Genomic DNA, 25270 nt, shown 5'->3' with positions numbered 1-25270 from the left:
AGCGGGCGTCAGTGACCCCGGATCGTACCGGGGTTCAGCTCACGAGGGGCCGGATCGACTGGCGGTGCTCGAAGATGTTGAGCGGATCCCAGTACGTCTTGATCTCCTGCAACCTGGGGTAGGCGTCCTTGTAGTACAGCGTGGCCCACGTCTGGTCCGAGTCGTTCCACTCGTCCTCGTTCAGATCGACGTCGGGGTAGCCGATGTAGCACCCGTCGGTACGGTCGCCGATGACGGGCACGCCACCGCTGCCGGCGAACGTCGCCCTGTAGATGTCGCGGATCCAGGCGATGTGCTGGGGCTCGTTGGGATCCTGCTGCGTCCAGTAGACCTGGTACTGCATTTTCAGAATCGAGTCGCGCTGCCGTGCCGCCGTGTCATGTAGCGGGCTGTTGATGGCGCTGCCATAAGAGTCGACCTGGATGAGGGCCTGTTTGTTGACGTACTTGGTGTACTTCTCCTTCCCGAGATACGCCCACATCGTGTTGATCTGCTCCCGGCTGAACGGCTCCCGCAGATAGGCCGACTTGTATTTCCCGCAGCGGTTCTCCCCGCTCGCGTTCAGGGCCTGCGTCGCGGTCAGCCACGGCATCACCCGCGGGATCTCCATGTGGACGAGGTGCTCCCCCATCACCGTCCGCATCTGCGTGGCCTTCGGTGCGATGGCACCGTCGACGGCCCTGATGAACCCCGCCATCGCCTCGGGGCCGTCCGGATCGTCCACGTCCACCTGGGCCAGGAGCCCGATCTGCCCATTGCTCATATGGGTGAGCTTGAGCATCGCGAACAGCTTCCCCGGCGCGGTCGACGCGTCCTGATGGTCCTGGAAGTAGTCCCCGAAGGCGGACACCAGCGTGGTGAACTCGTCCTTGGTGAAGTCCTTCCAGTCCCACGCGAGGCCGACCAGCAGAACCTGCCTGGGCGGCTCGGGCAGCCCCCGGAACCAGAACCGCGTCACCACCCCGAAGTTCCCGCCGCCGCCCCCGGTATGGGCCCACAGCAACTCGCCGAGCTCGCCCTCGTCATCGCGTTTCGCCACCACGAGCTTGACCGTCCGGTCGCTCCGCACCACCGCCACCTCGACCGCGTACAGGTAGTCGACGGTGAGCCCGTGCTGCCTCGACAGGAGCCCGAACCCTCCGGCGGGAATATGACCGCCCAGCCCCACCGAATAGCACGACCCGCCCGGCAGCGCCTTGCCGCTGATCGGATACAGGTGGCTGTACACGTGCCAGTTGGTGGCCCCGGCCTCCACGCAGTAGGCCCTCATGTCCTCGTCGTAGAAGACCCCGCACATCGGGCTCACGTCCAGGATCACCCGTACGTCCTTGCCGCAGACGAAGTCCTCGTAGCAGTGCCCACCGGACCGCACCGTGATCCGCGCCCGCTCCGGATCGTCCGGCGTCTCCCGCACGGCCTTCTCCAGCGCCGTCCGCACCTCCTCCGGCGACCGCACCAGCCGCACGTAGTCGGGCCGTCCGATCCACCGCTGGTTGAACCCGCGGCTCAACGCCGGATACCGCTTGTCACCGGGCCGGACGATCGTCGAGGGCAGGGTCGAGTTCTCCGTCATGGCAGCCTCCGGAACAGATCGGCGCAGTCCCGAAGTGACCTTCCCTCCCCGCCCTCAAGGTAGTCGATCAGTAACACATGGTTATCCCTTCGGAGAGCCTTTCTCGGTGCCCTCGGCACCGCATCAGTGGCCGACTGCGGCCATCGCCGGCGCGCGGAAGTCAGCCTCAGTCAAACCGCTGTTGCGTCACAATCGATCACGGAGCGTGCCAGTACGGAGCAAGACGTTATAACTGACCGCAAGGTGGAAGATGGGGGCGCTATGGGGCGTGAGCAGCAGGAATGGCGGCTGCGGGTGCTCACGGACGGCGACACGTTGCGGCAGGAACGCCTGACCCGCGACCTCCTTGCCGAGCTGCGGCGAGCCGAGGCGCTGGAGGCCGGGTTCTCCGAGGAGGCCGAAGCGGCGGCACCATCCGGCGGGGCTCGCAAGGGAGGGCAGGCCGGGGAGCTGGCGCTGTGGGCCATCGCCGCAGCGGGCAGCGGGCAGGCGTCACGGGTGCTGGTCACGCTGATCAAGGAGTGGAGCGCGCGGGCGCGACAGCGCAAGGTCGAGATCAAAAGCGACGCGGGCAGTATCACCATCACCGGAAGCCCCGACGAGGCGCAGGAGCGGCTCGTCCTGGCGTTCCTCGACCGGCACGACGGCGGGAGCGGGACGGAATGAGCCGGCCGACGCGCCGGAAGGCGCTGCTGATCGGCAACGAGAACTACGACGACGGCCGGTTCGCCGGCCTGCCGTCCGCCCGCGCCGACACCTGGCGGCTGCGGCAGGTCCTGGAGCACCGCACGATCGGCGCGTTCCTGGCGGTGCGGTCGGCCGCCGACCTCACCGCCGACGAGATGCGCTACGAGATCACCGAGTTCCTCGACGACTGCGACGAGGACGAACTGGCCCTGCTGTACGTGTCGGGGCACGGGACGAGGCTCGTCCAGGCCGGTGGAGAGTTCCACTTCATCGCCCGGGACACCGACTTCGACCACATCGCCGAAACGGCGGTGAGCGCGGGGTTCGTCAACGAGCAGCTTGAGCAGTGCGCCGCCCCGCAGAAGGTCGTGGTGATCGACTGCTGCCGCAGCGGCGGTTTCGCGGTGGGGCTGCGCACCGCCGACGCGCCGCCGCCGGGCGCCGCGAAGTCGGGCGAGGGCGCTCTGCTGACCAGCCGCGGGGTGTACGTGCTGTCGTCCTCCAGGGCGGGCGAGGACTCCTACGCGGGTGCCGACCTCCCGGAGGGCGCCGCCCCGTCCGCGTTCACCCACGAGATCGTCGAGGCCCTGCGCACGGGCAAGGTCGGCAAGGACGGGACCGGCGATGTCTCCGTCGCCGACCTCTTCGACTACGTGAACCGGAGAATGCGGACGAACGACTCTAAGCAGATTCCCGTCCACTCGGCGCAGGGCGTCGACGACCAGATCATCATCGCCGGCTGCCCGCTCGGCCCCGCGCCTCAACTCGTCCCGCTGACCCGCGGAACGGCCGCCGCTCCCGGCGGCGCGTCCCCGCAGCCCACGTCCCAGAAGGCCGCGAGGTCACAGCCCACCTGGCCCGACCTGCTGGCGTACTACCGGGATTGCGTGCTCTCGGACGTGACCGAGCCTCCGCTGCTGCGGGTGGACGCCCACGGCAGTTCATACGTGTGCCTGGACGGCGCCGAACGGCTCCTCTCAGGCGATCTCGATGAGGATCACTGTGTCCCCATGCCCGCGCAGGCGACGGCGCTGGTCGACGCCGTCGACAAGGGCGCCGAACTCTGGGCCGGCTATCCGGCCGTGGTGCTTCAGGGCGCGTCCAGAACACGGCACCAGGGCGTGGCAAGGTTCGCGCCGCTGCTCATCCGGGCCGTGGAGTTCGTCCATGACGAGGAGGGAATGCGCCTGCGACCCTACGGGCCGGTGCTGCCGCATCCCCAGCTCGCCCGGGAGAGGCTCGGCGCGGACGAGGCCGAGCGGCTTGCCGAGACCTACCAGCCCACGTGGCACGCAGGGCAGCACGACCGGATGGCGGTCGACGTCCGCAACCTGCTGGCCGAGGAGTACGAGCTGCCGTGCGTCCAGGAGCCGCGGCCCGATGACCTCGCCGGGCGAATCGACATCGACACGCCAGGGGACGGCGCCCGAAACACCGCCGTCCTCTTCACCGTTCCCCGGGCGACCGAGGCTGCCACCAAGAAGCTCCTCAAGGACCTGGACACCGTGGAGAGCAAGGCCGCGCAGATCGGGACCACCGCCCTCGCCGCCCTGTCCCCCGACCCGCTCGAACGGACCGAGCCTCCCCCGGCGCGCGCGCGAGAAGACGTCCAGTTAGTGACTCCCCTGCCGTGCAACGAGCCGCAAGAGAATGTCATCGTCGCGGCCATGACGCGGCGCCTCACCGTGGCGACCGGCCCGCCCGGGACCGGCAAGAGCCAGCTCGTCGCGAACCTGGTCGCCACCGCCGAGGCCGCCGGGGAGAAGGTCCTGGTGGCCTCCACGAACAACCGCGCCGTGGACGAGGTGTGGGAGCGCTGCGAGAAGCTGGTCGCGGGCAGCATCGTCCGCACCGGTTCGGCCGACTACAAGACCAGGGCCGAGGCGGCCGCGCTCCAGTCACTGAGCCTGGTAGAGCCGCCCGCCTGCAATGTCCAAACCGCACGGATGCGCCTCACCGTCGCGGCCGAGACCCTGGAGCAAGCGCGCGCAGCCCTAGACCGCACGGTCCGCGCAGAGCTGAGGCTCCGCGAGCACGGCGAGGCCCGCGAAGAGCACGCGGCCGAGCTGCAAATGCCCGTCGATCGGCTCGCCGAGACCGTCCGCGACGACACCGTGGCGCAGCGGGCCGAGCGGATCGCGTCCGCCAGGTTCCTGGGCGAGTGGCGCCGCAAACGCCTGCTCCGTCGCGTGGGTGTGCCCGTGACCAGCGCGGGCACGCCCGCCGCCTGCCTGTCGGTCGCGGGTTTCTGGCGCGCGGAGCTCGGCTGGCGGGCCGAGCGCGCCGAGCTGACGGCCGGGCCGGACGACGACGCTCTCGCCGGGGCGCTCGCCGCGGCGGAGACCGGTATGCGCGACGCCTCGGCGACCTTGCTCGACAGCGTGGTCCGCACGTCCGCCACGAACGGGAAGGATCTCATCACCGGGCTCATCAGGGCACAGGGCATGAACGGCTCCGACTGGTCGGCCGTCGGCCAAGTGCTCCGCGCCGTGCCGGGCTGGGCCGTTACCTGCCTCTCCGCCCGCCGCTTCCCGCCGAATCCCGTGCTGTTCGACCTCGTGATCATCGATGAGGCGAGCCAGTGCGCCATCCCGCAGATCCTGCCGCTGCTGTTCCGCGCCCGGCGGGCGCTCATCATCGGCGACGTCATGCAGCTGCCGCATGTCACCACCCTGGGCGCCGAGCGGGAGGCGAAGTTCCGGCGGGAGCGGGGGCTGCGGGCCGAGTGGCTGGAGAAGTACCGCCTGGCATTCCGCCGCCACTCCGCCTTCCACGCGGCCGAGCGCGCCACCGGCCGCAGCCTTCTGCTCGACGAGCACTTCCGCTGCCATCCGGACATCGCCGCCTTCTCCAACGAGCGCTTCTACGGCGGCGGGCTGAACATCCTGACCGACGTGCGCGGCCGTCCCCACCTGCCCGGCCGCCGCGCGGTCCTCTGGTCGGACGTGCAAGGCCGGGCCGAGCGTCCGGGCGGCTCCTGGGTCAACCATGCCGAGGTCGGCAAGGTCATCGAGTCCGCGAACTACCTGCTGGAGACGCTCCCGGCCGACGCCACCATCGGCGTGGTGACCCCGTTCGCGGCCCAGGCGGACGCCGTCCGGAGCCGGATGGCCACGGACCGCGTGCGCGTCGGCACGGTGCACACCTTCCAGGGCGGCGAACGCGACGTCATGATCTTCTCTCTCGTCGCGGCGACAAGCATGCGCGAGGGCACGATCCGCTGGATCGAGAACCAGCTCAACCTGTGGAACGTCGCCGTCACGCGGGCCCGGTCGCACCTGATCGTCGTCGGTGACGCCGGGCTCTGGGAGAGACGGTCAGGCGTGGCCGCCGCCCTCCTCACCGCGTCCCGCTCCGAAGGAGCCGCCGGACAGGGGCGCACTCCGGACGAGCTGAAACGCCTCTACGTCTCGCTTTCCGCCCAGTATCCGGACGCCGCCATCGAACTGGGCCTGGTCGCGAACGGTCACCCCGTCGACGCGCTGGTGCGGACGGGCGGCCGTTCCACCGCCGTCCTGCTCGACTCGGGCCCACCCGAGGACGGCGACCCCGCCCGCCACCTCCGGCTCATGCTCCGCCGCCGCGACCTCGTCGACGACGGGCACGGCAAGGCCCATCGCCTACCCGCCTGGAGGCTCTTCGAGAGCTGATCCGAGATCGCGCCACGACCTGGGCTGACGAACTCCGCCGGCAAGCCGGCCCCGCAACCCCCAGGCAGGGTTGCGGGGCCGGGCCGAGTGGAGCGGGACTCGGCGGTGGGTGGGTCAGGCCTGCTTCACGGAGGGCTTGGCCTTGCTGCCGGCGGTCTCGAACTTGAGCTGGGTCTTGTTGCTCACGACCGACTTCTCGGCGGAACCGCCGCCGTCGACGACCACGCGGACGCTGACGGCGCTGCCCTTCGGGGGCGCCACGGTGAAGGTCTTGGTCTGGCCCTTGCGGATGCCCTCGGTGCAGCGCGCTTCAAGGATGTCGCCCACGCACACGGTGGCGGTGTAGTTGCCCTTCTGGGCGACCTTCACGGTGACCTTGGCGGGCGCGGCGGCGGCGCCGGCGGACGAGGCGGCGCCGAGGCCGAGCGCTCCGGCGGCGCCGACCATGAGGGCGGTGGCCGTGAGGCGGCGGGCGGAAATCTTGTTCGCGGACATTGCATACTCCCTGGTCTCTGGGAAGCCGGGGGCCGCGGTCTCAGTGCGGCCTCCGTACAGCCAGGAGTACGACGGGCCCGTTCGATAGGGTTCACCTTTCAATCGGCTCATTTTGCGATCGATGCAACCTATCAATCAGGGAGGGTTACGGCGGCCCGATCGGCCGCGTCCGGAATGGCCCGGCCGATCAGCGGGCTTCTACCGAGGCTGTTCGCTCAGGGGAAGCGCTCGCGGAGGGCGGGGAGGAGTTCGGCTTCCGCCCAGGTGCGGAACTCCTTCTGGTGGTCGGCTCCGCTCTGGCAGAACGAGATGTGGGTGAAGCCCGCGTCCGCCCACTGCTGGACGGCCTGGATGTAGTGGTCCACGTCGTTGCCGCACGGCACCGACTCGGCGACGTCGTCGGGACGGACGGTCTTCGTGCTCGCCTCGAAGTTGACCGGGCCGGGGAGCTCGGCCATGACCTTCCAGCCGGGCGCGGAGAACTTCCACGTGCGGTGGGCCCGCTCCTTGGCCTCGTCGTAGTCGGTGCCGTAGGCGATCGGGATCTGACCGTACACGGGCTTGCCCGCGCCGCCCTCGTCGTTGAAGAGGCGGACGACGTCGCCGACGGGCTGATCGGAGACCAGGACGTCGGCGTGCCGGGCGGCGAGGCGGCCGGCGCGGGGCCCGAAGGCGGCCATCCCGATCCGGACGGGCTGGTCGGGCAGGTCGTACAGCTTCGCGGAGTCGACCTTGAAGTGCCTGCCCTCGTAGTTGACGTAGCCGCCGCCGAAGAGGGCCTTGATGATCTCGACGGCCTCGGCGAACATCTCGTGGCGCACGTCGACCGACGGCCAGCCGCGGCCCACGATGTGCTCGTTGAGGTTCTCGCCCGCGCCGAGGCCGAGCGTGAACCGGCCGTCCGACAGCACGCCCATGGTGGCGGCCTTCTGCGCGACCACGGCCGGGTGGTAGCGCATGATCGGGCAGGTCACGAACGTCATCAGCGGGATGCGGTCCGTGGCCTGGGCGAGGGCGCCGAGGACGGACCAGACGTAGGCGGAGTGGCCCATGTCCTCCAGCCAGGGGAAGTAGTGGTCGGAGATGACCGAGTAGCCGAATCCCGCGGCCTCCGCCTCGACGAGGTCGGTGACGAGTTGCTTGGGCGGTGTCTGCTCGCAGAGCAGGGTGTATCCGAATTCCATACGGGCCGCATACCCGCCGATCCGGGATGCATGGTCAAGAGACGCCCATCATGCGGCCGCGCCTTCGGGGACGAAGGGCGCCGGGTGCGTCAGTTGCCGAGCAGGTCCATGAGGTCGTCGGCGTGCTCCTCCTCCTCGGCCAGGATGTCCTCCATCAGGCGGCGGGTGGTGGGGTCGCCCCCGCCGAGCCACCGGATGATCTCCTGGTAGGACTCGATGACGATCCGCTCGGCGACGAGGTTGTCTTCGAGCATGCCCTTGAGGTCGTTGTCGTCGTAGGTCTCGTAGGTCGTGTGCGCGCGCTCGGCGATGGTCTTCGGGTCGAAGTCGGGGTCCCCGCCGAGCTGGCTGATCCGCTCGGCCGCCCGCATCGCGTGGTCGCGCTCCTCGTCCGCGTGCTCGCTGAACTCCGCCGCGACCTGCGCCCGGTCGATCCCGGTCGCGCTGATGGCGTGCCGGCTGTAGCGCATCCAGCAGACGATCTCCGTCGCGAGGACGTCGTTGAGGACGCCCACCACCTCCTGCGCGCTGCGCCGGTACCCCTCGGTCACGGGCCCGTCGGTCATCTTCTGGCGGGCGCGCTCCCGGATCGCCGCCACGTCGATGCTGAAGCTGTTTTCGGACATGCCACTCCTTCTGATCGCGAACGACCTGTGCCTACCCAGCGATCCGGAAGCCGACACGACGGGGCGCGGAACCCGCTTACTTGGCCACCATGAGTCACATCTGCTATACGTAGAGCTACCTCGCTTCGACCCGGGGCGAGGTATGGGACATCCGGTATCCACCTTGAGATCCGGGCGTGACAAGGAAGAAAAGGAACCACATGAAGTCCTTCAGCTACACCGAGCTGGACAAGCTGGCCGGCGAGGTTCTGCCTGAGCGCGCGGTGCTCTCCACCCTGCTCGTGGGCGGTGGCACCGACAACGACAACCTCAACCTCAACCACAACGGCGGCCACGGCGGCCACGGCGGCACCACCGCGGTCGTGCCGAACTGCCAGAGCAACATCAACCACTCGCAGGGCGGTCTCATCGGGGCCCTGGGTCTCAGCTCCGAGAACCCCAACCAGTCGTTCACCTGCTCTGGAAGCTCGGTGGTCTCGGGTCACTGATCCGACCTGGCATGGCCGCGGGTGCACACCCGCATGGGAAGGGCTGGCGTTCTCCCGCCAGCCCTTCCCCCTCTTTCCGAACAATCCGAAAGCGAACCGATGAGCCACCCACACCCTCAGACGCTCACCTACGCCGACCTGGACCGGCTCGACGCCGAGGTCCTGCCGGGGCGGCTGCTGCTGTCCACCGCCATGCCGCAGGGCGGCGGCCACGGGTCCGGCGACACCACGATCGTCTACGCCTGCCAGGCCACCTACTCGCCGGGCACCGCCGGCGTGCTCGGGACGGGCCTGCTGGCCCAGGCGCCCTACTCCTCGCTGACCTGCGTTCCCGGCACCGTGGTCCAGCACCACTGATGAGCACACCAGCGACCCCGGCCAAGGCCGGCGCCGGCCCGCCGGCGACGCTCACCCTCCCGACGCTCACCGAGGGCGCCGAGCTCGTCGGCGAGTTCAAGAACTCGGGATACCGGGAGGCGCCGCAGCTCGTCAGCCTGCCCAACCGGCAGCTCGTCCGGCTCCCCCCGCTGCTGTTCCTCGTCGTCAAGGCGCTGCACGAGCACCGCCACCTGGCGGGCGACGGCGACGCCGGCGGCGCGCTCGAACGCGTCGCCGGCGCGGTCACCGAGGCGGCGGGCGCGCGGCTGTCCGCCGAGCAGATCGTCTACCTCGTCGACCGCAAGCTCGCCCCGCTCGGCGTCACCACCTACAGCGACGGCACGGCGGCGCCGAGGGTGAAGGCCGACCCGTTCCTGGCGCTGCGCTTCAAGATCGCGGTGTTCCCCGCGTCCGTCACCTGGTTCGTCGGCGGCCTGCTCGCCTGGCTGTTCCGGCCGGTGGTGATGGTCCTGGCGGTCGCCGCCATCACGGTGGCCGAGGTCTGGGTGAACACCGCCCGGTCGATGGCGGACGCGCTCCAGCACGCCATCCTCACCCCGGTGAGCATCCTGCTGATCATGGGACTCGGGGTCGCGTCGTGCGCGTTCCACGAGATCGGCCACGCGACCGCGTGCCGCTACGGCGGCGTCCGGCCCGGCGCCATGGGGTGCGGCATCTACCTGGTGTGGCCCGCCTTCTACACCGACATCACCGAGTCGTACCGGCTCGGGCGCGGCGGCCGGCTGCGCGCCGACCTCGCCGGCGTCTACTTCAACGGCATCTTCATCGTCGGGCTGACGCTGGCGTACCTGCAGACCGGGTTCGAGCCGCTGCTGGTGGCCGTCCTCTACGTCAACTTCGAGATCATCCAGCAGCTCCTGCCGACGCTGCGGTTCGACGGGTACTACATCATGTCGGACCTGGTCGGCATCCCCGACCTGTTCAAGTACATCGGGCCGATCCTCAAGCGGACCCTGCTGCGCCGCCCGGCGGACACCCGGCTGGGGGACCTCAAGCGCTGGCCGCAGCTGTTCGTCACGCTCTGGGTGCTGACCGTCATCCCGGTGCTGCTCCTCCAGCTGGGCCTGGTGGTCTCGCAGGTCCCCCGCCTGGCCGAGACCGACTGGCGGATGACGCGCAGGCTGGCCTCCGCCGCCGCGTCCGGGGCCGACCCGCTCCAGTTGCTCTCCTCGGGGCTGCAGATCGTCCTGCTGTTCCTGCCGCTGGTCGGCCTCGCCCTGATCCTCTTCCAGCTCTTGCGCGGCCTGGTGAGGATGGCCGTCCGGTACGTGCAGGGCCCCGCTCCCGCCGCGGTGCCGGACGCCTGACCCCGCAAGGCGTGGACGAGCGCGCCGGGTGCCCTCGATCGGAGGGCGTCCGGCGCGTTCCCCTGTCCGGGTGGTCCTCATGTCACGTCTGCTCGGTCGCCTCGGCGGCGCTCGCGGGCGGCGCCGGTCCGAGCCATTCCAGGAGCAGGACGGTCGCGTCGTCGTCCAAGCGGCCCGCGTGGTGCTCCAGGATGCTGTTGACGAGGCGGCGCAGCGTCTCCGGGACGGCCATTCCGTCGGCGTTGCGGCGGATGATGAAGTCGACGAAGCGCTGGAGGCCGAACTCCTGCTTGTCCGGGTCGCGGGCCTCCACGATGCCGTCGGTGTAGAGCAGGAGCCGGTCGCCGGGCTCCAGCTGCTCGCGGCACAGCGTCGCCTCGACGCCGAGGCCGGTGCCGAGCGGGGTCGCCGGCGTGCACTCCAAGGTCGTCACCCAGCGGCCGTTGCGGACGACCACCGGTGCGGGATGCCCGAAGGACACCCAGGACAGCATGCCCGTCCCGATGTCCAGCTCGGCCAGGACGGCGGTGACGAAGCGGCCGGACTGGTCCTGCTCGACCAGCACCTCCTCGATCGCCCGTCCCGTCTCGACCAGCCCGGCGCCCTGGAGCCGGTTGTTGCGGCACGCCGCGACGGCCAGGTTGGACGTCAGGCCCGCGGCGGTGTCGTGGCCCATGGCGTCGAACACGCCGAGGTGCACGGTGTCGCCGGCGAGCGCGTAGTCGAAGGTGTCCCCGCCCAGCTTGTAGGCGGGCTCCAGCGCGGCGCCGATCACCACCCGGTCGGTGGCGAAGGTCATCGGCGGCATCAGCCGCCACTGCATCTCCGCCGACACCGTCATGGCGCGGGTGCGGACCAGCCGGGAGAAGGAGTCGCTGGACGGCCCCTTGCTGACCAGCAGCAGCGCCACCAGGCCGGCCAGGCTCTCGGCGTCCTCCATCGCGGCGTCGTCGTCGCGCTCGACGGTCACCCGCAGCACGCCGAGCCGCTCGGTGCCGTCGAGGATCGGCACCCAGCAGGGGCAGGTGCCGTCGTCCGCCGTCTGGCCCGTCACCGCGCGCACGCTCTGGAACGCCCGTCCGGCGAGGGTGCCGTCGACGCGCAGCTCGGCGGCCTCCGCGCCGGGGTCGCCCGCCGCGTCCACGCCGTACCCGGTGAGCAGCAGCAGGACGTTCTGCTGGAGGTCCACGACGTAGATCAGCACGTCCTTGAGGCCGGCGTGCGCGGCGTGCCCGGCCACCACGCCCGGCAGCTGCTCAAGGGACATCAGGTGGCTCGCCGCCACGAGGTCCTTCAGCAGCCGCTCGCCCCTCGGCTCCATCGCCTTCCCATCCTGGCGCCCGCGCACCATGCCGACCTCTCGGGGACGACTCCTACCCCCAAGCGGGGCGCCCCAAAGGTCAGGCGCGCGGCAGCAGCGCGGCGATCTCCGGCTTGAGCAGGTCGCGGACGGCGGCGTAGGGCGCGCCGAAGTCCATATCGCCGCAGCCGTCGCTGCCCCCGTGCAGCCACGACAGCTGGAACTCGCCGGGGGTGAAGAACGCGCTGAGCACCGGCGGAGCGGTCTCCATCCCCTTGATGGCCTCGCCGTCGGACTTCTTCGGCTGGAAGTCGTCCGGCTTGAACTTGGCGTCGGGAGAGCACTGCGACCACAGGCGTCCCCGGCCGACGCGCTGCTTGACGAGCGACTGGAGCCGCGCCACGCCCGCCGCCGTCAGCGTCTCGGGACGGAAGACGTCGGCGGCGGTGAGCCTGCGGCCGGTGCGCAGGTCGACGGTGACGACCTCGCCGCCGGGCGCGCCGTCCGCCTGCTGGCACCAGTCGGAGAGCATGAAGTAGCGGACCGACACCAGCCGCGGGCCGCGCAGCCCGGCGCGCGCGGTCGTGTAGACCTTGGTGGGACGGCCCCGGCAGAACGTCCTGTTGCTCTTCCCGATCGTGATGAGCCGGTCCAGCGGCCCGCGCAGGGTCTCGTTGATGCGCCGCTCCAGGGCCGGATCCCCCAACCCGCTGATCTTCATGTACTGCGCGTTCGTGACCTGGACGTCGCCGATCGTCTGAGTCTGCGCCGCCATGTTCACGCTCGCCACGGGCGGGTCCTGCTTCGGCGAGTCCTTCGTCGCGTACACCGCGGCGGTCGCCGACGTGGCGACCACGGCCGCGCCCGCCACCGCGAGCGTCCCCTTGCCCGCGGCGGTGGCGAGGAACCCCTTGCCGACGCTCGTGCCCGCGGTCCCGGCCGCGCCCATGCCGCCGCCGGACCCGGCCGTCCCCGCGGCGCCCGCCGTCCCCGCGGCGCCCGCCCCGGCTCCGGCGGCGCCGGGGGCGAGCGCCAGCGCGCCGAGCGGGAACAGAGCGGCCAAAGCGACGGCCGCGGCGGCCAGTGCCCGGACGCCGCGCTGCTCCCAGTCGGTTCCGTACGCGGCGACCGCCGCGGACTCCAGCCGGGTGACGAACGCCGCCGCGCCGGGCGGCCGCTCCTCGGCGCTCTTGGCCATCCCCTCCTGGACGAGGGGACGCAGCGGGCCGGGCACGTCCGCGAGGTCGATCGGGGCGGTCAGGTGCTGGTTCATCAGCGCGGCGCGCCCGTCCGCCGCGAACGGCCGCCGTCCGGTGACGCTCTCCACGAACACGCAGGTCGCCGCGTACACGTCGGTGGCCGGGGTGGCGGGCTCGCCGCGCCACTGCTCGGGCGCCATGTAGGCGGGCGTCCCCGCGAACGACCCCTGCCCCGACAGCACGGCCACGCCGAAGTCGACGAGCTTGCTGAGCCCGTCGCCCTGCACGACCACGTTGGCGGGCTTGTAGTCGCGGTGGACGACCCCGACGGCGTGCGCCGCCGCGAGCCCCAGCAGCGAGCCCTTCAGCACGAGCAGCGCCGCCTCGGGGGCCAGCGCCCCGTGCTCGTTGAGGACGTCCTTCAGCGACGCCCCGTTGATCGCCTCCATGACGATCGCGGCGCCCTGCCCGCTCTCCACGAACCGGTAGAGCCGGGCCACGTACGGGCTGGTCAGCCGGCCGAGCATCTGCGCCTCGGCCCGGAGCCCGGCGACGGCCGCCGCGTCACCGTGGGCCAGGTACTTGATCGCCACCGGGGTCCCGGACCCGGCGTGGCGGGCGAGGACCACCCGCCCCTGTGCGCCGCGTCCGAGTTCACGGTCCTCGATGAACTCCGCCAGCCGCCAATCCGCCACCGCGCTCCCCTTGCTCGTCCTCGACCAGGCATTCCACCAGAGGGTGACGCCCCTGCGTAAGGGATGGTTCGCGGAAAGTCGATCAAACTTCGGCCCGGCGGGCAGGCGGACCGGCGGCCGGCGGCCGGGACGGAGCGGGGCGTCCCGGTGCCGGGCAGGTGACCTCCGCGTGAGATGAACCACACCGCGCGGTCCCGGTCCCGTGGCGGAACGAGAAGTTGGAACGTGCAAAGACACAGGTCACGCCCGTTATTTATCGGCGGCCGATAAGCCCGGTCCGAAAACCCCCTCATGAATTGCCCCAATCAGTGTGCTAGAACCCGACTGGGGTTCACCACTCGGAAGGATCGCCATGCGCACTGCGGAAGCCCGGGACGTTGGACGGGCGGTGGACACCGAGCGATATCCGCTCGCCGACCCGGGCGGCGCCGCCTGGGCGGCCGTCGTCTCCCGGACCCGGGCCGAGCTGGCAGAATCCGGCTGCTGCGTGCTTCCCGACTTCATCCGGCCGGATCTGCACGGCGCCCTGCGGGCGGAATGCGCGGCGCTCGCCCCTCGCGCACATTACGGCGTCGAAACGGTGAACGCCTACAACATCGACGTGAACTCGCCATTGCCGGACAACCACCCCGGACGCATTACCGTCAAACGAGGCAATGCATTCGTCGCACGCGACCACATTCCCGCCGATTCCATTATCGGGCGGCTCTACACGAGCGAGCCGTTCCGGCGTTTCGTCGCGGGCTGCTTCGGGCTGCCGCGGGTGCACGAGCTGGCCGACCCGCTGTCCGGGCTGTGCCTCAACGTCGTCAACCCGGGAATGGAGCACCCCTGGCACTTCGACACCAACGAGTTCACGGTCACCCTGCTGACCCAGGGCCCCGCGGACGGCGGCGCCTTCGAGTACTGCCCGAACATCAGGTCCGCCGACGCCGAGAATTTTCAGGACGTCCAAAGCGTCCTGACCGGCGGCGGAGGCCATCTGATCCGGCGGCTGACGCTGCGTCCCGGCGACCTGCAACTGTTCAAAGGGCGCTACTCGTTGCATCGTGTGAGCACCGTCCGGGGCGCCACCGCCCGTCATACGGCGATCTTCGCCTACAGCGAGCGTCCCGGAGTCATCGGCAGCGTCGAGCGCACACGGCAGCTCTTCGGCCGTGTACTGCCCGAGCACCCGGCGGCCGAGGGACGCGCCGTCCGGATCGACCGGCTGCTGGACTAGCCGGCCGGTCACCGGACGAGCAGGTTGTCCGACGACGAGCCGATCCCGCCGTTCGATCCACCGCCGCTCCAGGAGGAACGCGATCATGCGCGTTGACACGACCGGAAAGATCTCGCTCGACCACATCTACACCCAGCCCGATCCCCGAGCCTATTTCCGCACGCTGCGCGAGCTCGGCTACATCATTCCGGAACTGGCCAAACCACACTTTACCGGACTTATCAATGAATACCGGGAGGTGCTCCGTGTCCCGGTCCCCACCGTCCTGGACATCGGCTGCTCGTACGGCATCAACGCGGCCCTCGTGAAATACGGGGCCAGCATGGCGGACCTGTACGATCGCTACAGCGGCCGCGACGTCAACGGACACACACGCGGCATGCTGCTGACCCGCGACCGGGAGTTGGTCCGCTCCGGTGAACATGCGAACCGAACACGCTTCCTCGGCCTGGACGCCTCGGACAACGCCCTTTCCTACGCGACCGAGGCCGGTTTTCTCGACGGCGCCGTCCACGCCGATCTGGAGGGCGACGACCCGACGGAGGAGCAGCGCGCCCAGCTCGCCCAAACGGACCTGGTCATCTCGACCGGATGCCTCGGCTACGTCACCGAACGGACCATTTCCCGCATCGTCGAGTCGCATGACGGGCGGCGGCCCTGGATGGCGCATTTCGTCCTGCGCATGTTCCCGTTCGACGCGATCGCCGAGAGCCTCGCCGAGGCCGGGTACGAGAGCGTCCGCCGGGACGGCTTCTTCCGGCAGCGGCGGTTCGCGACCGCGGAGGAGCAGTCGCTCGTGCTGGACCGGCTGTCGGACGTCGGCGCCGACCCGAGCGGCCTGGAGACCGACGGCTGGCTCTACGCCCAGCTCTACGTCTCGCGTCCCCGCACCGGCTGACCGGCACAGGCACCGGCGCCGCCCGGCGAACGCCCGCCGCCGGGCGGCGCCGCCCTCCCTTCCCGTACGAGCCAGATCGAGGAACCGAACGTGAACGCCAGCCCCGAGCCCTCTCTCCGCACCTTCGGCAACGAGGACGACCTGCCCCGGGTCCCCCTGCCCACGCTCGACGCGAGCGGCGAGCGGTTCCTGGAATGGTGCGCGCCCCTGCTGACCGCGGACGAGCTGTCGCGGACGGAGGCCGCGCTGGCCTCCTTCGTCCGCCCGGACGGCCCCGGCCGCGCGCTGCACGCGGCACTGGAGCGCTACGACGCGAGCGAGGGCGTGCACAGCTGGCTCGACACCTTCTGGCCGTACCGGTACCTGGGCCGCCGCGACCGCATCGCGCTCAACGCCAATTTCTTCTTCCTCTTCAAGGACACCGGCGAGGGGCAGGTCGAGCGGGCCGCCGGGCTCGTCGCGGGCGCCGTCGACTACAAGCTGCGGCTGGACGAGGAGAGGGTCCCGCCGGTCACCCGGCGCGGGCGGCCGCTGTCGATGGAGCAGAACAAGGCCCTGTTCTCCGCGACGCGGATCCCGGGCCCGGAGCAGGACACGGTCCGCGCGCCGTACTCGGACGCGTGGCCCGGCCCGTCCCGGGCCCGGCACATCCTGGTGTTCTTCCGCGGCAACATGATCCGCATGGACGTGATCGGCCCGGACGGGCGGCCGCACTCCCTCGACGAGCTCATGGGCGGCCTGCGCACGATCATGAAGGCGGACCCCGCCCTCGAACCGTCCGCCGGGCACCTCACCACCAAGGCCCGCGCGGAATGGGCGGCGAGCCGCCGGGACCTGCTCGCCGCCGATCCCGGCAACGCCGCCGCGCTGGAGGAGGTGGAGACCGCGCTGTTCTGCCTCTGCCTGGAGGACTTCGCGCCCGAGGACGACCTGGAGGCGTGCGACCATCTCCTGCACGGCGACAGCGCCAACCGGTGGTTCGACAAGGCCGTGTCCCTGATCGTGTTCGGCGACGGGCGGGCGGGCATCAACGTCGAGCACTGCGGGCTGGACGGCACCACGGTCCTCAGCTTCGTCGACGACCTGCTGGGCTCGTCCGCCGCGCACCACTCGCAGCGGTCGGGCGCCCGGTCGCAGGGGCTGCCCGCCATCGAGCCGGTCGAGTTCGTCCTGGACGGCGGCCTGCGGGCCGACATGCGGGACGCCGCCGCCGCGTTCGCCGCCTACGCCGCCGCCACGGCCACCGCCACCGTGGCGTTCGACGACTTCGGCGGCGACCGGGCCAAGCGGCTGCGCATGTCGCCCGACGCGTTCGTGCAGATGGCCTACCAGCTCGCCCACCGGCGCGCGAAGGGCCTCACGGGCGCCACCTACGAGTCGATCGCCACCCGGCAGTACCGGCGCGGGCGCACCGAGGCCATGCGGGTCGTCACCCCGGAGGCCGTCCGCTTCGTCCGGGCCATGGACGATCCCGGAGCCGGCGCGGAGGAGCGCCGGGCCGCCTTCCGCGCCGCCGCCGAGGCGCACGTCCGGCGCGCCAAGGAGTGCCAGGCGGTGCGGGCGCCCGAGCAGCACCTCTGGGAGCTGCAGCTGATCCAGAAGCGGCGCGGCGCGGAGCTGGGGGTGGACGGGCCGCTCCCGCTGTTCGAGTCGCCGGGCTGGCTGAAGATGCGCGACGACTACCTGAGCACCAGTTCGGCGCCGTCGGCCAATATCCGCTACTTCGGCTTCGGGTCGACCAGCGAGCAGTGCATCGGCGTCGCCTACGTCCTGCTGCCCGACCGCTTCAACGTCTACCTGAGCACGCCGCGGCCGGTCGCGGACGCCATGCACGCCTTCGCCGCCGAGCTGCGCAGGGCCGTCCGGGAGCTGGACGACCTGCTCGCGGCGGAGGGCTGACGCATCGCCGGCGGCCGATCACCGGTCGGGGCGGCCGGGCCTGGCGGGCCGGTGGACGCGCCCGGCCGGATAGAGCCAGCGCCGGAGCAGCCTGCTCAGCCCCGGCATGACGAGCAGGGTGAGCAGCGGCACCATGATGATCGGGAAGACCAGCCCGCGCAGCGGGAGCGCCCAGGTCTTGGTCGCCGGGGCGATGACGGCCTGGAAGGCGATGCTGAGCGGGTAGACCGCGCACAGCGTCACGATGATCATCTTGATCTTGGACGGCGCCGGCACGGACTCGCCGGGCAGGCTGAACCAGGTCTCCAGCCCGGTCGTCCCGTGCCGGTGCTCGGCGGCGATCCCGTCCAGCCGCTCGATCCGGCTCCTGCGCTCGCCCGAGTCCAGCCACCAGTCGAGCCGCTCCTGGTCGGCGAACTTCAGCACGGTGTAGTAGCGGTGCCTGTTCCCCTCGGCGCGCAGCCAGGTCGCGCCCTCGTGGCCGGAGTACCCTCTGGCGACCCGGTGGAGTTCGTCGGCCCAGTCCTCGAACTCGCGCTCGCGTCCGGGTTTGACGTCCCAAGTGAACACGACCGTCACGGGTCCCTCGCCAGAGCCCTCGGCGGGTCCCTCTTGCTCTTCCATGCCCTGAGCCTCACCCGACACGCGCGGTCCATGCACGCATTGATCTGGACGGTGTCCAGAGAAGCTGAAACGCGCCGTCCCGGGCACGCATAATCATCTGACAGGTAAACACGGCGAAGCGGGAGTCATCGTGACAGAGGCGGCAGATCTTGACCTTCCCGTCTTCGATTATTCGGCGCCCGACCTCGTCGGCGAGGTCTACCACCGGCGCCTCGCCGAGACCGCGGCGAAGGGCTGGCTCGCGCAGGGCCCCTTCTCGTACGTGGTGCTGGATCGCGAGGCCGGCGAGTTCTTCCTGCGCTCGCGGGCGATGGCCTTCCCCGGCCGCGAGATCGCCGAGCTGTTCGCGGTGCCGGACGGGCGGCTGCGCGAGCACATCGACGCGAACATCATCAACCAGAACGGCGAGCGGCACCGGCGGCTGCGCGCGCTCATCGGCCCCGCGTTCACGCCCCGCGCGGCCAACCGCGCGCGTCCCGCCATGCGGGCCTTCCTGGACGAGCTATGGAAGCCCGGCGCGACGTCCTGCGACTTCGTACCGGAGATCGCCCGTCCCTACCCGGCGCTGACGATCGCGGCGGTGCTCGGCGCGCCCAAGCAGGACGTCCCCCGCCTGCACGAGTGGGCCCACTGGGTGCAGCGGCAGTTCGACATCCGCGCGCTGTCGGAGGACCTGCCGCTGGTCGAGAAGGCGGCGGCGGAGATGCACGAGTACGTCGCCGACCTGCTCGCCGTCCGGCGGGCCGCCCCGGAGGACGACCTGCTCAGCACCCTGCTGGCCGCCGAGGACGAGGGCGACCGGCTCACGCTGGAGGAGTGCGTCCACCTCGTCTTGAACGTGATGGGCGGCGGGATCGACACCACGCAGGCCCAGCTCTCGCACGCGCTGAACCTGTTCGCCGGGCATCCGGACCAGTGGGCGCTGCTGGCCGCGGAGCCCGGCCTGGTGGGGCGGGCGGTGGACGAGGTCCTCCGGTTCGAGCCGATCACCCCGTTCACCGCCCGCATCTGCGTGGAGCCGGTCGAGCACCGCGGCGTGAGGTTCCCCGCCGGGGCGATCGTCGCGGTCTGCGCGGAACGCGCCAACCGCGAGGAGGGCGAGGAGTTCGACATCACGGCCGAACGCGAGCACAGGCCGCTGACGTTCGGCGCAGGCGTCCACTACTGCCTCGGCGCGAACCTGGCCAGGGCCGAGTTGGAGGAGGCCCTGACCTTCCTCGCCCCCCGCATGCCCGGCCTGGCCGTGGACGGCCCGGTCCGCTTCGGCGGCGTGGAGGGCATCTACGGCATCGAGTCCCTCCCCCTCACATGGTCCCCCTCCCCCTTAGGGAGTTAGGGCGTGGCGAGGGCCTCGGTCGGGGAGAGGCGGGACGCCCGGATCGCCGGGTAGAGGCCGGCGAGGGCGCCGATGACCAGGGTCGCCCCGACGCCGCCGAAGACCGCCCACGCGGGGACGACGATCGGCCACCCCTGGTACAGGGCGTAGAGCAGGGTCACCATCGTCCCGAGGAGGGCCCCGCCCAGCCCGCCGAGCGCCGACAGCAGGAGCGACTCGGCGAGGAACTGCGTGCGGATCTGGCCGCGGGTCGCGCCCAGGGAGCGCCGCAGGCCGATCTCCGAGCGGCGCTCCAGCACCGAGATGACCATGGTGTTGGCCACCCCGACGCCGCCGACGAGCAGCGCCACCGCGCCCAGCCCGAGCAGGAGCCCGGTGAACGCCTCGCCCGCCGCCTTCTTCGCCGCCAGCGCGTCCGACGGGCGCGACACCTCCACCTCGTTGGTCGCCTCGGGGTTGGCGGTCGCGCCGAGCACCGCCCGGACGTCCTCGACGCTCGCGTCCTCCGAGCGCGTGTAGATCGTCGTCGGGTGCCCGTCGAACCCCAGCCGCGACTGCGCCACCGGCCAGCCCACCAGCGCGGCCGAGTCCAGCTCGGGCGCAAGCGGCGCCTTGGCGAGGATCCCGACCACGGTGAACCACTTGCCGCCGATCAGCACCTTCACGCCGGGGCCCGCGTGGCCGATCCCGAGCCGCTCCGCGGCGGTCGAGCCGAGCACGGTCGCCGGGTAGGTGCCGGTGGCCGCGTTCAGCCAGGCGCCGCTGCGCAGCTCGGCGCCCGTCGCGGCGCGCAGGTCGCTGCGCGTGGCGTAGGTGGCGAGCCCGTTGGTCTCCGTCTCGGGGATCTTGTTGGAGCGGTAGACCTTCGCCTCCTCCAGCAGCCCGATGGCCGACACCTCCTGCACCGGGCGGATGCGGGCCACCATGGCCTCCGATTCCAGCGGGAGCTGCGCCTTCCCGCCGGTCAGCGTGCTGCCCGGGGTGACCGTGAGCAGGTTCGTGCCGAGCGCGGCCAGGGCCCGGTCGAGATCGGCGCGGGACGAGGACGAGACGCCGACGACCGCGACCATCGCCGCGATCCCGATCGCGATGCCGAGCGCGGACAGGAAGGCCCGCATCGGCCGCGTCCGCAGCCCCACGGCGCCGACCTTGAGCACGTCCCGCGGCCACAGCCGGGCGGGCTGCAGCGCCCCGGCCCCCATCACCGCGCCTCCGCGAAGGGGATGCCGGGCGCGCCGAGCCCCGCGGCCCCGCCGGCGGGCGGGCCCGAGTCGGAGATGACGCGGCCGTCGCGCATGCGCACCTGGCGCGGCAGGCCGTCGGCGATCTCCCGGTCGTGCGTGATGATCACGACCGTGGTGCCGGCGGCGTGCAGCTCCCGCAGCAGCGCCATCACCCCGTCGCCCGACACCGAGTCCAGGGCGCCGGTCGGCTCGTCCGCGAGCAGCAGCGCGGGCTCACCGGCGACGGCCCGCGCGATGGCGACGCGCTGCCGCTCGCCGCCGGACAGCTCGTGCGGCTCGTGGCCCATCCGGTGGCCGAGGCCGACGCGCTGCAGCGCGGCCATCGCGCGGCGGCGCCGCACGCCCGGCCGCAGCCCCGAGTACAGGAGCCCATCGGCGACGTTGTCCACCGCCTTGGTGCCCCCGGCGAGGTGGAACTGCTGGAAGACGAACCCGATGCGGCTCGCGCGCAGCGCCGACAGCTTGGCGTCCGACAGCCGTCCCACGTCGTGGCCGTCGATGTGCACGGTGCCCGACGTCGGGCGGTCCAGCGTGCCGAGGACGTTCAGCATGGTCGACTTCCCCGAGCCGGACGGGCCCACGATGGCGACCAGCTCCCCCGCCCCGATGTGCAGCGACACGCCGTCGAGGGCGTGGACGCCGCCCGCGTACCGCTTGGTCACGTCCTTCAGGTCGATCATTTCGGGACCCCCACGGCCGTGCCCTCGGCGATCCCGTCACCGGAGACCTCGACCCGCCCGTCGGCGAACAGGCCCGTCTTCACCGGGACGTAGGACGACGCGGCGCCCTTCACGACCTCCAGGCCGAAGCCGCCCTCCTCCAGGGCCAGCAGCGCCGACACCGGCACGGTCAGGACGTCCTCGCGCGTCCCCGCGGTGAAGGTGACGTCGACCGACGCCAGCGCGTACGCGGCGGCGGCCTTGCGGGCCTTGGCGCTGCGGAGCCACACGGTCACCTCGACCTTGGTCTTCGCCTCCTCGCTCTGCCCCGACCCGGGCTCGATCACCGTGGAGACCTCGTCGATCCTGCCCTTGACGGTCTCGTCGTCGGGGAGCGTGACCTCGACCTCGGCGCCCTTCTTCGCCATCCGCTGGTCGGTGGTCTCCAGCTCCAGGGTCACGGCCTTGTCGGTGCCGGTGTAGGTGAGCACCTTGCGTCCAGGGGACGTGGGGTCGCCCGCGCTCGCCTGCTTGCTGTCCACCCGGACGGCCCCAGGCGCGAACACCACCCGTCCCAGCTCGACGGTGCCGGTCTCCTCCAGGCCGAGATCGTCCTGCCACTCCTGGACCGCGTCGGCGGTGTCCTCGGTGTACTCCTTGTCGACGGTGAACCCGTCGTAGCCGAGGGCCCGCAGGTTCTTCTCGAACCGGAGCACGTCCGATCCCTCGGTGCCGACCTCCAGCGGGCGGTACGAGGGCTTGGAGCCGTACATCAGCGTCACCGGCTTGCCGTCCACCTCGTACAGCTCCCGGCCGCGGGTGATCACATCGCCGCTCTCGGGGACCTTGGTCAGGGTGCCTTGCAGGCGGCTGGTCGCGCTGTAGGTCGGGCCGTAGCCGAGCTGCCCGTCCTCTGTCTGGGTGTCCCGCAGCGTCTGCTTGGTGACCGGCGCGGTCTTGGGCGGCAGGGCGGCCGCCGTCCCGCTCGCCGAGCCGCCGCCCGTGCCCAGCAGCACCGCGGACGCGCCGCCGCCCACCGCCACGACGGCCGCGACGGCGAGCGCGACCCGGCGGCGCGGCCTCCTGCGCCGGGACGGCCGGTCCCCCTCCGCGGTCGGCGCCCGCTCGTCCACCGTGGCGCCGCTCACTTGCCGCCGCCCGACAGGACCTCCTGGCACTTCTGCTGCGCCGCCTTGAAGTCGGGGTCCTCGGCGACCTTGCCGTCGATCATGATCCCGCGCTGGCCCGGCTTGGGGTCGGCGAACGCCTCCACGCCGTTCTGGCGCATGCACTCGGCGAACTTGCGGCCCTGCTCCTGCTGCTTCGGGTCCTGCTTGCCGGAGCCGTCGGCCATCGGGTCGAGCGCCTTGCACGCCTGCGTGGCCTTGTCGAGCGTGGCCTTGGGCGTCCTCTTGTCGAGCTTGAGCTGGATGTTCCCGCCGGGCTTCGGGTCCTCCATGGGGACGCCGTTCTTGCGCATGCACTCGGCGTACTTCACGCCCTTCTCGTCCTGGCTCATGCCCTTGCCGGCGGCCGCCGCGCCGCCCTGCTTGGCGCCGCCCGCCGACGCCACCTTCCCGTCGCCGCCGTCGTCCGAGCCGCACCCGGCCAGCGTCAACGCCAATACCAGCGGCAGCGCCGCCAGCGCCCCGCGAGTCCGAATCCTCATATCTTGTCTCCATCGTCCGCCGGCCGGATCGGTTCCGGCCGGACGAGGAGCGATGCAACGCGATCGGACGTTTCCCCCGCGTTTCCGTCCAGCCCGGCTCTTGCGGACAACCGTTTCCTAACGGCGAGGAAACACCCTTCCGGGCAGCATGGGCCGCCGGGCCACGACGGCCGTCCGAGGAGGTCACATGCGGGTACTGGTGGTGGAGGACGAGCAGCTGCTCGCCGGCGCGATCGCGGAATGGCTGCGCGACGACGCGCACGCCGTCGATCTCGCCTACGACGGGGAGGCCGCGCTCGAACGCGCCGGCGTCAACGACTACGACGTCGTCGTCCTGGACCGCGACCTCCCGCTCGTGCACGGCGACGACGTCTGCCGCGAGCTGGTGCGCGAGAACGCGGCGCGGGTGCTGATGCTCACCGCCGCCGCCGAGGTCACCGACCGCGTCGCCGGGCTCGGGCTCGGCGCGGACGACTACCTCACCAAGCCGTTCGCCTTCCCCGAGCTGGCCGCCCGCGTCCTCGCGCTCGGCCGCCGGGCGCGGCCGGCCGCGCCGCCGACGCTGCGCCGCGCGGGCATCTCCCTCGACCCGGCCCGCCGCGAGGTGTTCCGGGACGGGCGGTACGTGCCGCTGGCCAAGAAGGAGTTCGCCGTCCTCGCCGAGCTGCTGCGCGCCGACGGGGCCGTCGTCTCCGCCGAGCGGCTGCTGGAGAAGGCGTGGGACGAGCACGCCGACCCGTTCACCGGCGCCGTCCGGCTCACCATCCTCAAGCTGCGCCGCAAGCTCGCCGACCCGCCCGTCGTCGAGACCGTCAAGGGAGTGGGGTACCGGATCAAGTGAAGATCTTCCCGACCGGCGGAATCTCGCTGCGGGCCCGGCTGACGCTGACCTACGGCGGCCTGTTCCTCGTCGCGGGCCTCGTGCTCCTCGGCGTCACCTACGCGCTGTTCGACCAGCAGATCTCCCGGGGCAACGGCACCAAGATCTTCGCCCGGACGCTCACTCCCAGCTCGGCGTCGGCCAGCCCCGGCGCCACGGGCGGTGACACGGGCGGCGCCACGAGCCGGGCGTCCGCCCAGCGGGACGCGCAGGCCCGGGTGCCGGACTCCGGCGAGCTGAAGGAGATGTCCGACACCGAGCACTTGATCCGCAAGCAGCGCGACGAGCTGCGCAACGCCGCGACGACCTCGCTGGTCACCCAGGGGTCGATCGCGCTGCTGGTCGTCGGCGGGGCCGCGGCGGGCTTCGGCTGGCTCATCGCGGGCCAGGTCCTGGCGCCGCTGCACCGGGTGACCGAGACCGCCCGCCGGATCGCCGGGGCGCCCGCCGCCGACCGCGGCCTGCACGAGCGGATCGCGCTGGACGGCCCGGACGACGAGGTCAAGAAGCTCGCCGACACCTTCGACTCGATGGTCGAGCGGCTCGACCGGTCCTTCGACGGGCAGCGGCGCTTCGTCGCCAACGCCTCGCACGAGCTGCGCACCCCGCTCACGCTGGGCCGCGCGCTGGTCGAGGTCGCCATGCACCGCCGGACGGCGTCCCCGGACGTGCTGCAGCTCGGCGAGACCCTGCTGCAGATCAACTCCCGGCACGAGCGGCTGATCACCGGACTGCTGCTGCTCGCCCGGTCGGAGAACGAGATCAGGGACCGCGCCCCGGTCGACCTCGCCGACGTCGTCGGCCATGTCGCCGCGCAGACCGCGGCGGAGGCCGGGGCGGCCGGGGTGACCGTCGAGGAGGAGACGGACGAGGCCGTCACGTCGGGCGACGCGCTGCTGCTCGAACGGGTCGTCCAGAACCTCGTGGAGAACGGCATCCGGCACAACACCGGGGACGGCGGCCGGGTGCGCGTGTCCTGCCGGACGCTGAACGGCCGCGCCGTCCTGGAGGTGGGCAACTCCGGCCCCGTCGTCCCACCGTACGAGATCCCGGCGCTGTTCGAGCCGTTCCGCCGCCTCGACAGCGACCGCGTGGTCACCGCGAAGGGGGCGGGGCTCGGGCTGTCGATCGTGCAGTCGATCGTCCGCGCCCACGGCGGGACCGTGACCGCCCGTCCGCGCGACGGCGGCGGCCTCCAGGTGACGGTCGCCCTCCCCGCCCTGTCTCTTATAAACA

Annotated in this window: 22 protein-coding genes; 11 read left to right on the top strand and 11 right to left on the bottom strand. The window is 71.6% G+C overall.

Translation table 11 applies throughout. The features are described 5' to 3' along the window. Positions 1 to 34 precede the first annotated feature (34 nt). Positions 35 to 1573, bottom strand: coding sequence for an FAD-binding oxidoreductase (locus E1298_RS06530; RefSeq protein ID WP_131889976.1), 1539 nt, complete (start codon positions 1571 to 1573; stop codon positions 35 to 37). Positions 1574 to 1834: 261 nt separating this feature from the next. Here E1298_RS06530 and E1298_RS06525 point away from each other — a divergent pair, with 261 nt between their 5' ends. Both E1298_RS06525 and E1298_RS06520 read left to right on the top strand, forming a co-directional pair. Then, on the top strand, positions 1835 to 2239 hold the full coding sequence (locus E1298_RS06525) for a hypothetical protein (protein WP_131889974.1): 405 nt from the start codon (positions 1835 to 1837) through the stop codon (positions 2237 to 2239). Continuing rightward, positions 2236 to 5910, top strand: a complete 3675-nt coding sequence (locus E1298_RS06520) for a caspase, EACC1-associated type (RefSeq protein WP_131889972.1) — start codon at positions 2236 to 2238, stop codon at positions 5908 to 5910. Before E1298_RS06525 ends, E1298_RS06520 begins: the two co-directional genes overlap by 4 nt. 114 nt (positions 5911 to 6024) lie before the next feature. Here the strand turns inward: E1298_RS06520 and E1298_RS06515 are convergent, their stop codons facing one another. The 3 genes from E1298_RS06515 to E1298_RS06505 form a co-directional block, all read right to left on the bottom strand. After that, complete coding sequence (locus E1298_RS06515; protein WP_131889970.1) at positions 6025 to 6405, bottom strand: hypothetical protein; 381 nt, start codon at positions 6403 to 6405, stop codon at positions 6025 to 6027. A gap of 215 nt (positions 6406 to 6620) precedes the next feature. Then, entirely contained in the window at positions 6621 to 7589 is a 969-nt protein-coding gene (locus E1298_RS06510) for a TIGR03557 family F420-dependent LLM class oxidoreductase (RefSeq protein ID WP_131889968.1), read from the bottom strand. Between the two features lie 89 nt (positions 7590 to 7678). Continuing rightward, positions 7679 to 8215: a DUF892 family protein gene (locus tag E1298_RS06505; RefSeq protein ID WP_131889966.1), complete on the bottom strand. Its 537-nt coding sequence runs from the start codon at positions 8213 to 8215 to the stop codon at positions 7679 to 7681. A gap of 200 nt (positions 8216 to 8415) precedes the next feature. Between E1298_RS06505 and E1298_RS06500 the strand changes: the two genes are divergently transcribed. The 3 genes from E1298_RS06500 (at position 8416) to E1298_RS06490 (ending at position 10409) form a co-directional block, all read left to right on the top strand. Beyond that, positions 8416 to 8703: a hypothetical protein gene (locus E1298_RS06500; RefSeq protein ID WP_131889964.1), complete on the top strand. Its 288-nt coding sequence runs from the start codon at positions 8416 to 8418 to the stop codon at positions 8701 to 8703. 99 nt (positions 8704 to 8802) lie between these two features. Further along, positions 8803 to 9060: a hypothetical protein gene (locus E1298_RS06495; RefSeq protein ID WP_131889962.1), complete on the top strand. Its 258-nt coding sequence runs from the start codon at positions 8803 to 8805 to the stop codon at positions 9058 to 9060. Continuing rightward, on the top strand, positions 9060 to 10409 hold the full coding sequence (locus tag E1298_RS06490; RefSeq protein WP_131889960.1) for a hypothetical protein: 1350 nt from the start codon (positions 9060 to 9062) through the stop codon (positions 10407 to 10409). The genes E1298_RS06495 and E1298_RS06490 overlap by 1 nt, the downstream gene beginning before the upstream one ends. Positions 10410 to 10491: 82 nt before the next feature. Here the strand turns inward: E1298_RS06490 and E1298_RS06485 are convergent, their stop codons facing one another. Together E1298_RS06485 and E1298_RS06480 are read right to left on the bottom strand one after the other, a co-directional pair. Further along, positions 10492 to 11730 carry a PP2C family protein-serine/threonine phosphatase gene (locus E1298_RS06485; RefSeq protein WP_131889958.1) on the bottom strand — a complete coding sequence of 413 codons (1239 nt, stop codon included), beginning with the start codon at positions 11728 to 11730 and terminating at the stop codon, positions 10492 to 10494. Between the two features lie 79 nt (positions 11731 to 11809). Further along, positions 11810 to 13603 (bottom strand): serine/threonine-protein kinase, encoded by a 1794-nt coding sequence (locus E1298_RS06480; protein WP_165975332.1) that lies wholly within the window; start codon positions 13601 to 13603, stop codon positions 11810 to 11812. A gap of 352 nt (positions 13604 to 13955) precedes the next feature. Here E1298_RS06480 and E1298_RS06475 point away from each other — a divergent pair, with 352 nt between their 5' ends. The 3 genes from E1298_RS06475 to E1298_RS06465 all read left to right on the top strand — a co-directional run bounded on the left by E1298_RS06475 (position 13956) and on the right by E1298_RS06465 (position 17622). Further along, positions 13956 to 14825 carry a HalD/BesD family halogenase gene (locus E1298_RS06475; RefSeq protein WP_131889954.1) on the top strand — a complete coding sequence of 290 codons (870 nt, stop codon included), beginning with the start codon at positions 13956 to 13958 and terminating at the stop codon, positions 14823 to 14825. A gap of 85 nt (positions 14826 to 14910) precedes the next feature. After that, a complete protein-coding gene (locus E1298_RS06470; RefSeq protein ID WP_131889952.1) occupies positions 14911 to 15723 on the top strand; it encodes a class I SAM-dependent methyltransferase in 813 nt (270 codons plus the stop codon). A 90-nt stretch (positions 15724 to 15813) separates the two neighbouring features. Further along, positions 15814 to 17622 (top strand): choline/carnitine O-acyltransferase, encoded by a 1809-nt coding sequence (locus E1298_RS06465; protein WP_131889950.1) that lies wholly within the window; start codon positions 15814 to 15816, stop codon positions 17620 to 17622. Between the two features lie 18 nt (positions 17623 to 17640). On the opposite strand, the gene E1298_RS06460 is transcribed toward E1298_RS06465, so the two are convergent. Continuing rightward, positions 17641 to 18246 carry an antibiotic biosynthesis monooxygenase gene (locus tag E1298_RS06460; protein ID WP_131889948.1) on the bottom strand — a complete coding sequence of 202 codons (606 nt, stop codon included), beginning with the start codon at positions 18244 to 18246 and terminating at the stop codon, positions 17641 to 17643. Positions 18247 to 18376: 130 nt separating this feature from the next. On the opposite strand from E1298_RS06460, the gene E1298_RS06455 reads away from it, so the two are divergent. Continuing rightward, positions 18377 to 19582 (top strand): cytochrome P450, encoded by a 1206-nt coding sequence (locus E1298_RS06455; protein ID WP_131889946.1) that lies wholly within the window; start codon positions 18377 to 18379, stop codon positions 19580 to 19582. Here E1298_RS06455 and E1298_RS06450 read toward each other — a convergent pair. Genes E1298_RS06450 through E1298_RS06435 form a run of 4 tightly spaced genes read right to left on the bottom strand, consistent with a single transcriptional unit; the run spans position 19579 to position 23154 of the window. Further along, positions 19579 to 20784, bottom strand: coding sequence for an ABC transporter permease (locus E1298_RS06450; RefSeq protein ID WP_131889944.1), 1206 nt, complete (start codon positions 20782 to 20784; stop codon positions 19579 to 19581). The genes E1298_RS06455 and E1298_RS06450 overlap by 4 nt on opposite strands. Further along, positions 20784 to 21506 carry an ABC transporter ATP-binding protein gene (locus E1298_RS06445; RefSeq protein ID WP_131889942.1) on the bottom strand — a complete coding sequence of 241 codons (723 nt, stop codon included), beginning with the start codon at positions 21504 to 21506 and terminating at the stop codon, positions 20784 to 20786. Before E1298_RS06445 ends, E1298_RS06450 begins: the two co-directional genes overlap by 1 nt. Further along, entirely contained in the window at positions 21503 to 22633 is a 1131-nt protein-coding gene (locus tag E1298_RS06440; protein ID WP_165975331.1) for a peptidoglycan-binding protein, read from the bottom strand. Before E1298_RS06440 ends, E1298_RS06445 begins: the two co-directional genes overlap by 4 nt. After that, entirely contained in the window at positions 22630 to 23154 is a 525-nt protein-coding gene (locus E1298_RS06435; RefSeq protein WP_131889938.1) for a hypothetical protein, read from the bottom strand. Before E1298_RS06435 ends, E1298_RS06440 begins: the two co-directional genes overlap by 4 nt. A gap of 187 nt (positions 23155 to 23341) precedes the next feature. On the opposite strand from E1298_RS06435, the gene E1298_RS06430 reads away from it, so the two are divergent. Beyond that, on the top strand, positions 23342 to 23995 hold the full coding sequence (locus tag E1298_RS06430; RefSeq protein WP_131889936.1) for a response regulator transcription factor: 654 nt from the start codon (positions 23342 to 23344) through the stop codon (positions 23993 to 23995). Further along, the coding region (locus E1298_RS06425; protein ID WP_131889934.1) for a sensor histidine kinase at positions 23992 to 25270 on the top strand (1279 nt) is incomplete at its 3' end. The genes E1298_RS06430 and E1298_RS06425, both read left to right, overlap by 4 nt.

Origin of the sequence: Actinomadura rubrisoli (assembly GCF_004349215.1) — a bacterium.
Classification (GTDB): Bacteria; Actinomycetota; Actinomycetes; order Streptosporangiales; family Streptosporangiaceae; genus Spirillospora; species Spirillospora rubrisoli.
Note: the sequence above shows the minus strand (reverse complement) of the source record. Positions and strands in the feature narration are given on the sequence as shown.

Coding starts and splice junctions, on each gene's coding strand:
- E1298_RS06475 (WP_131889954.1), top strand. CDS start 13,956: ATGCGCACTGCGGAAGCCCGGGACGTTGGACGGGCGGTGGACACCGAG.
- E1298_RS06510 (WP_131889968.1), bottom strand. CDS start 7,589: ATGGAATTCGGATACACCCTGCTCTGCGAGCAGACACCGCCCAAGCAA.
- E1298_RS06430 (WP_131889936.1), top strand. CDS start 23,342: ATGCGGGTACTGGTGGTGGAGGACGAGCAGCTGCTCGCCGGCGCGATC.
- E1298_RS06515 (WP_131889970.1), bottom strand. CDS start 6,405: ATGTCCGCGAACAAGATTTCCGCCCGCCGCCTCACGGCCACCGCCCTC.
- E1298_RS06520 (WP_131889972.1), top strand. CDS start 2,236: ATGAGCCGGCCGACGCGCCGGAAGGCGCTGCTGATCGGCAACGAGAAC.
- E1298_RS06435 (WP_131889938.1), bottom strand. CDS start 23,154: ATGAGGATTCGGACTCGCGGGGCGCTGGCGGCGCTGCCGCTGGTATTG.
- E1298_RS06450 (WP_131889944.1), bottom strand. CDS start 20,784: ATGGGGGCCGGGGCGCTGCAGCCCGCCCGGCTGTGGCCGCGGGACGTG.
- E1298_RS06530 (WP_131889976.1), bottom strand. CDS start 1,573: ATGACGGAGAACTCGACCCTGCCCTCGACGATCGTCCGGCCCGGTGAC.
- E1298_RS06495 (WP_131889962.1), top strand. CDS start 8,803: ATGAGCCACCCACACCCTCAGACGCTCACCTACGCCGACCTGGACCGG.
- E1298_RS06485 (WP_131889958.1), bottom strand. CDS start 11,730: ATGGAGCCGAGGGGCGAGCGGCTGCTGAAGGACCTCGTGGCGGCGAGC.
- E1298_RS06445 (WP_131889942.1), bottom strand. CDS start 21,506: ATGATCGACCTGAAGGACGTGACCAAGCGGTACGCGGGCGGCGTCCAC.
- E1298_RS06460 (WP_131889948.1), bottom strand. CDS start 18,246: ATGGAAGAGCAAGAGGGACCCGCCGAGGGCTCTGGCGAGGGACCCGTG.
- E1298_RS06525 (WP_131889974.1), top strand. CDS start 1,835: ATGGGGCGTGAGCAGCAGGAATGGCGGCTGCGGGTGCTCACGGACGGC.
- E1298_RS06500 (WP_131889964.1), top strand. CDS start 8,416: ATGAAGTCCTTCAGCTACACCGAGCTGGACAAGCTGGCCGGCGAGGTT.
- E1298_RS06505 (WP_131889966.1), bottom strand. CDS start 8,215: ATGTCCGAAAACAGCTTCAGCATCGACGTGGCGGCGATCCGGGAGCGC.
- E1298_RS06490 (WP_131889960.1), top strand. CDS start 9,060: ATGAGCACACCAGCGACCCCGGCCAAGGCCGGCGCCGGCCCGCCGGCG.
- E1298_RS06470 (WP_131889952.1), top strand. CDS start 14,911: ATGCGCGTTGACACGACCGGAAAGATCTCGCTCGACCACATCTACACC.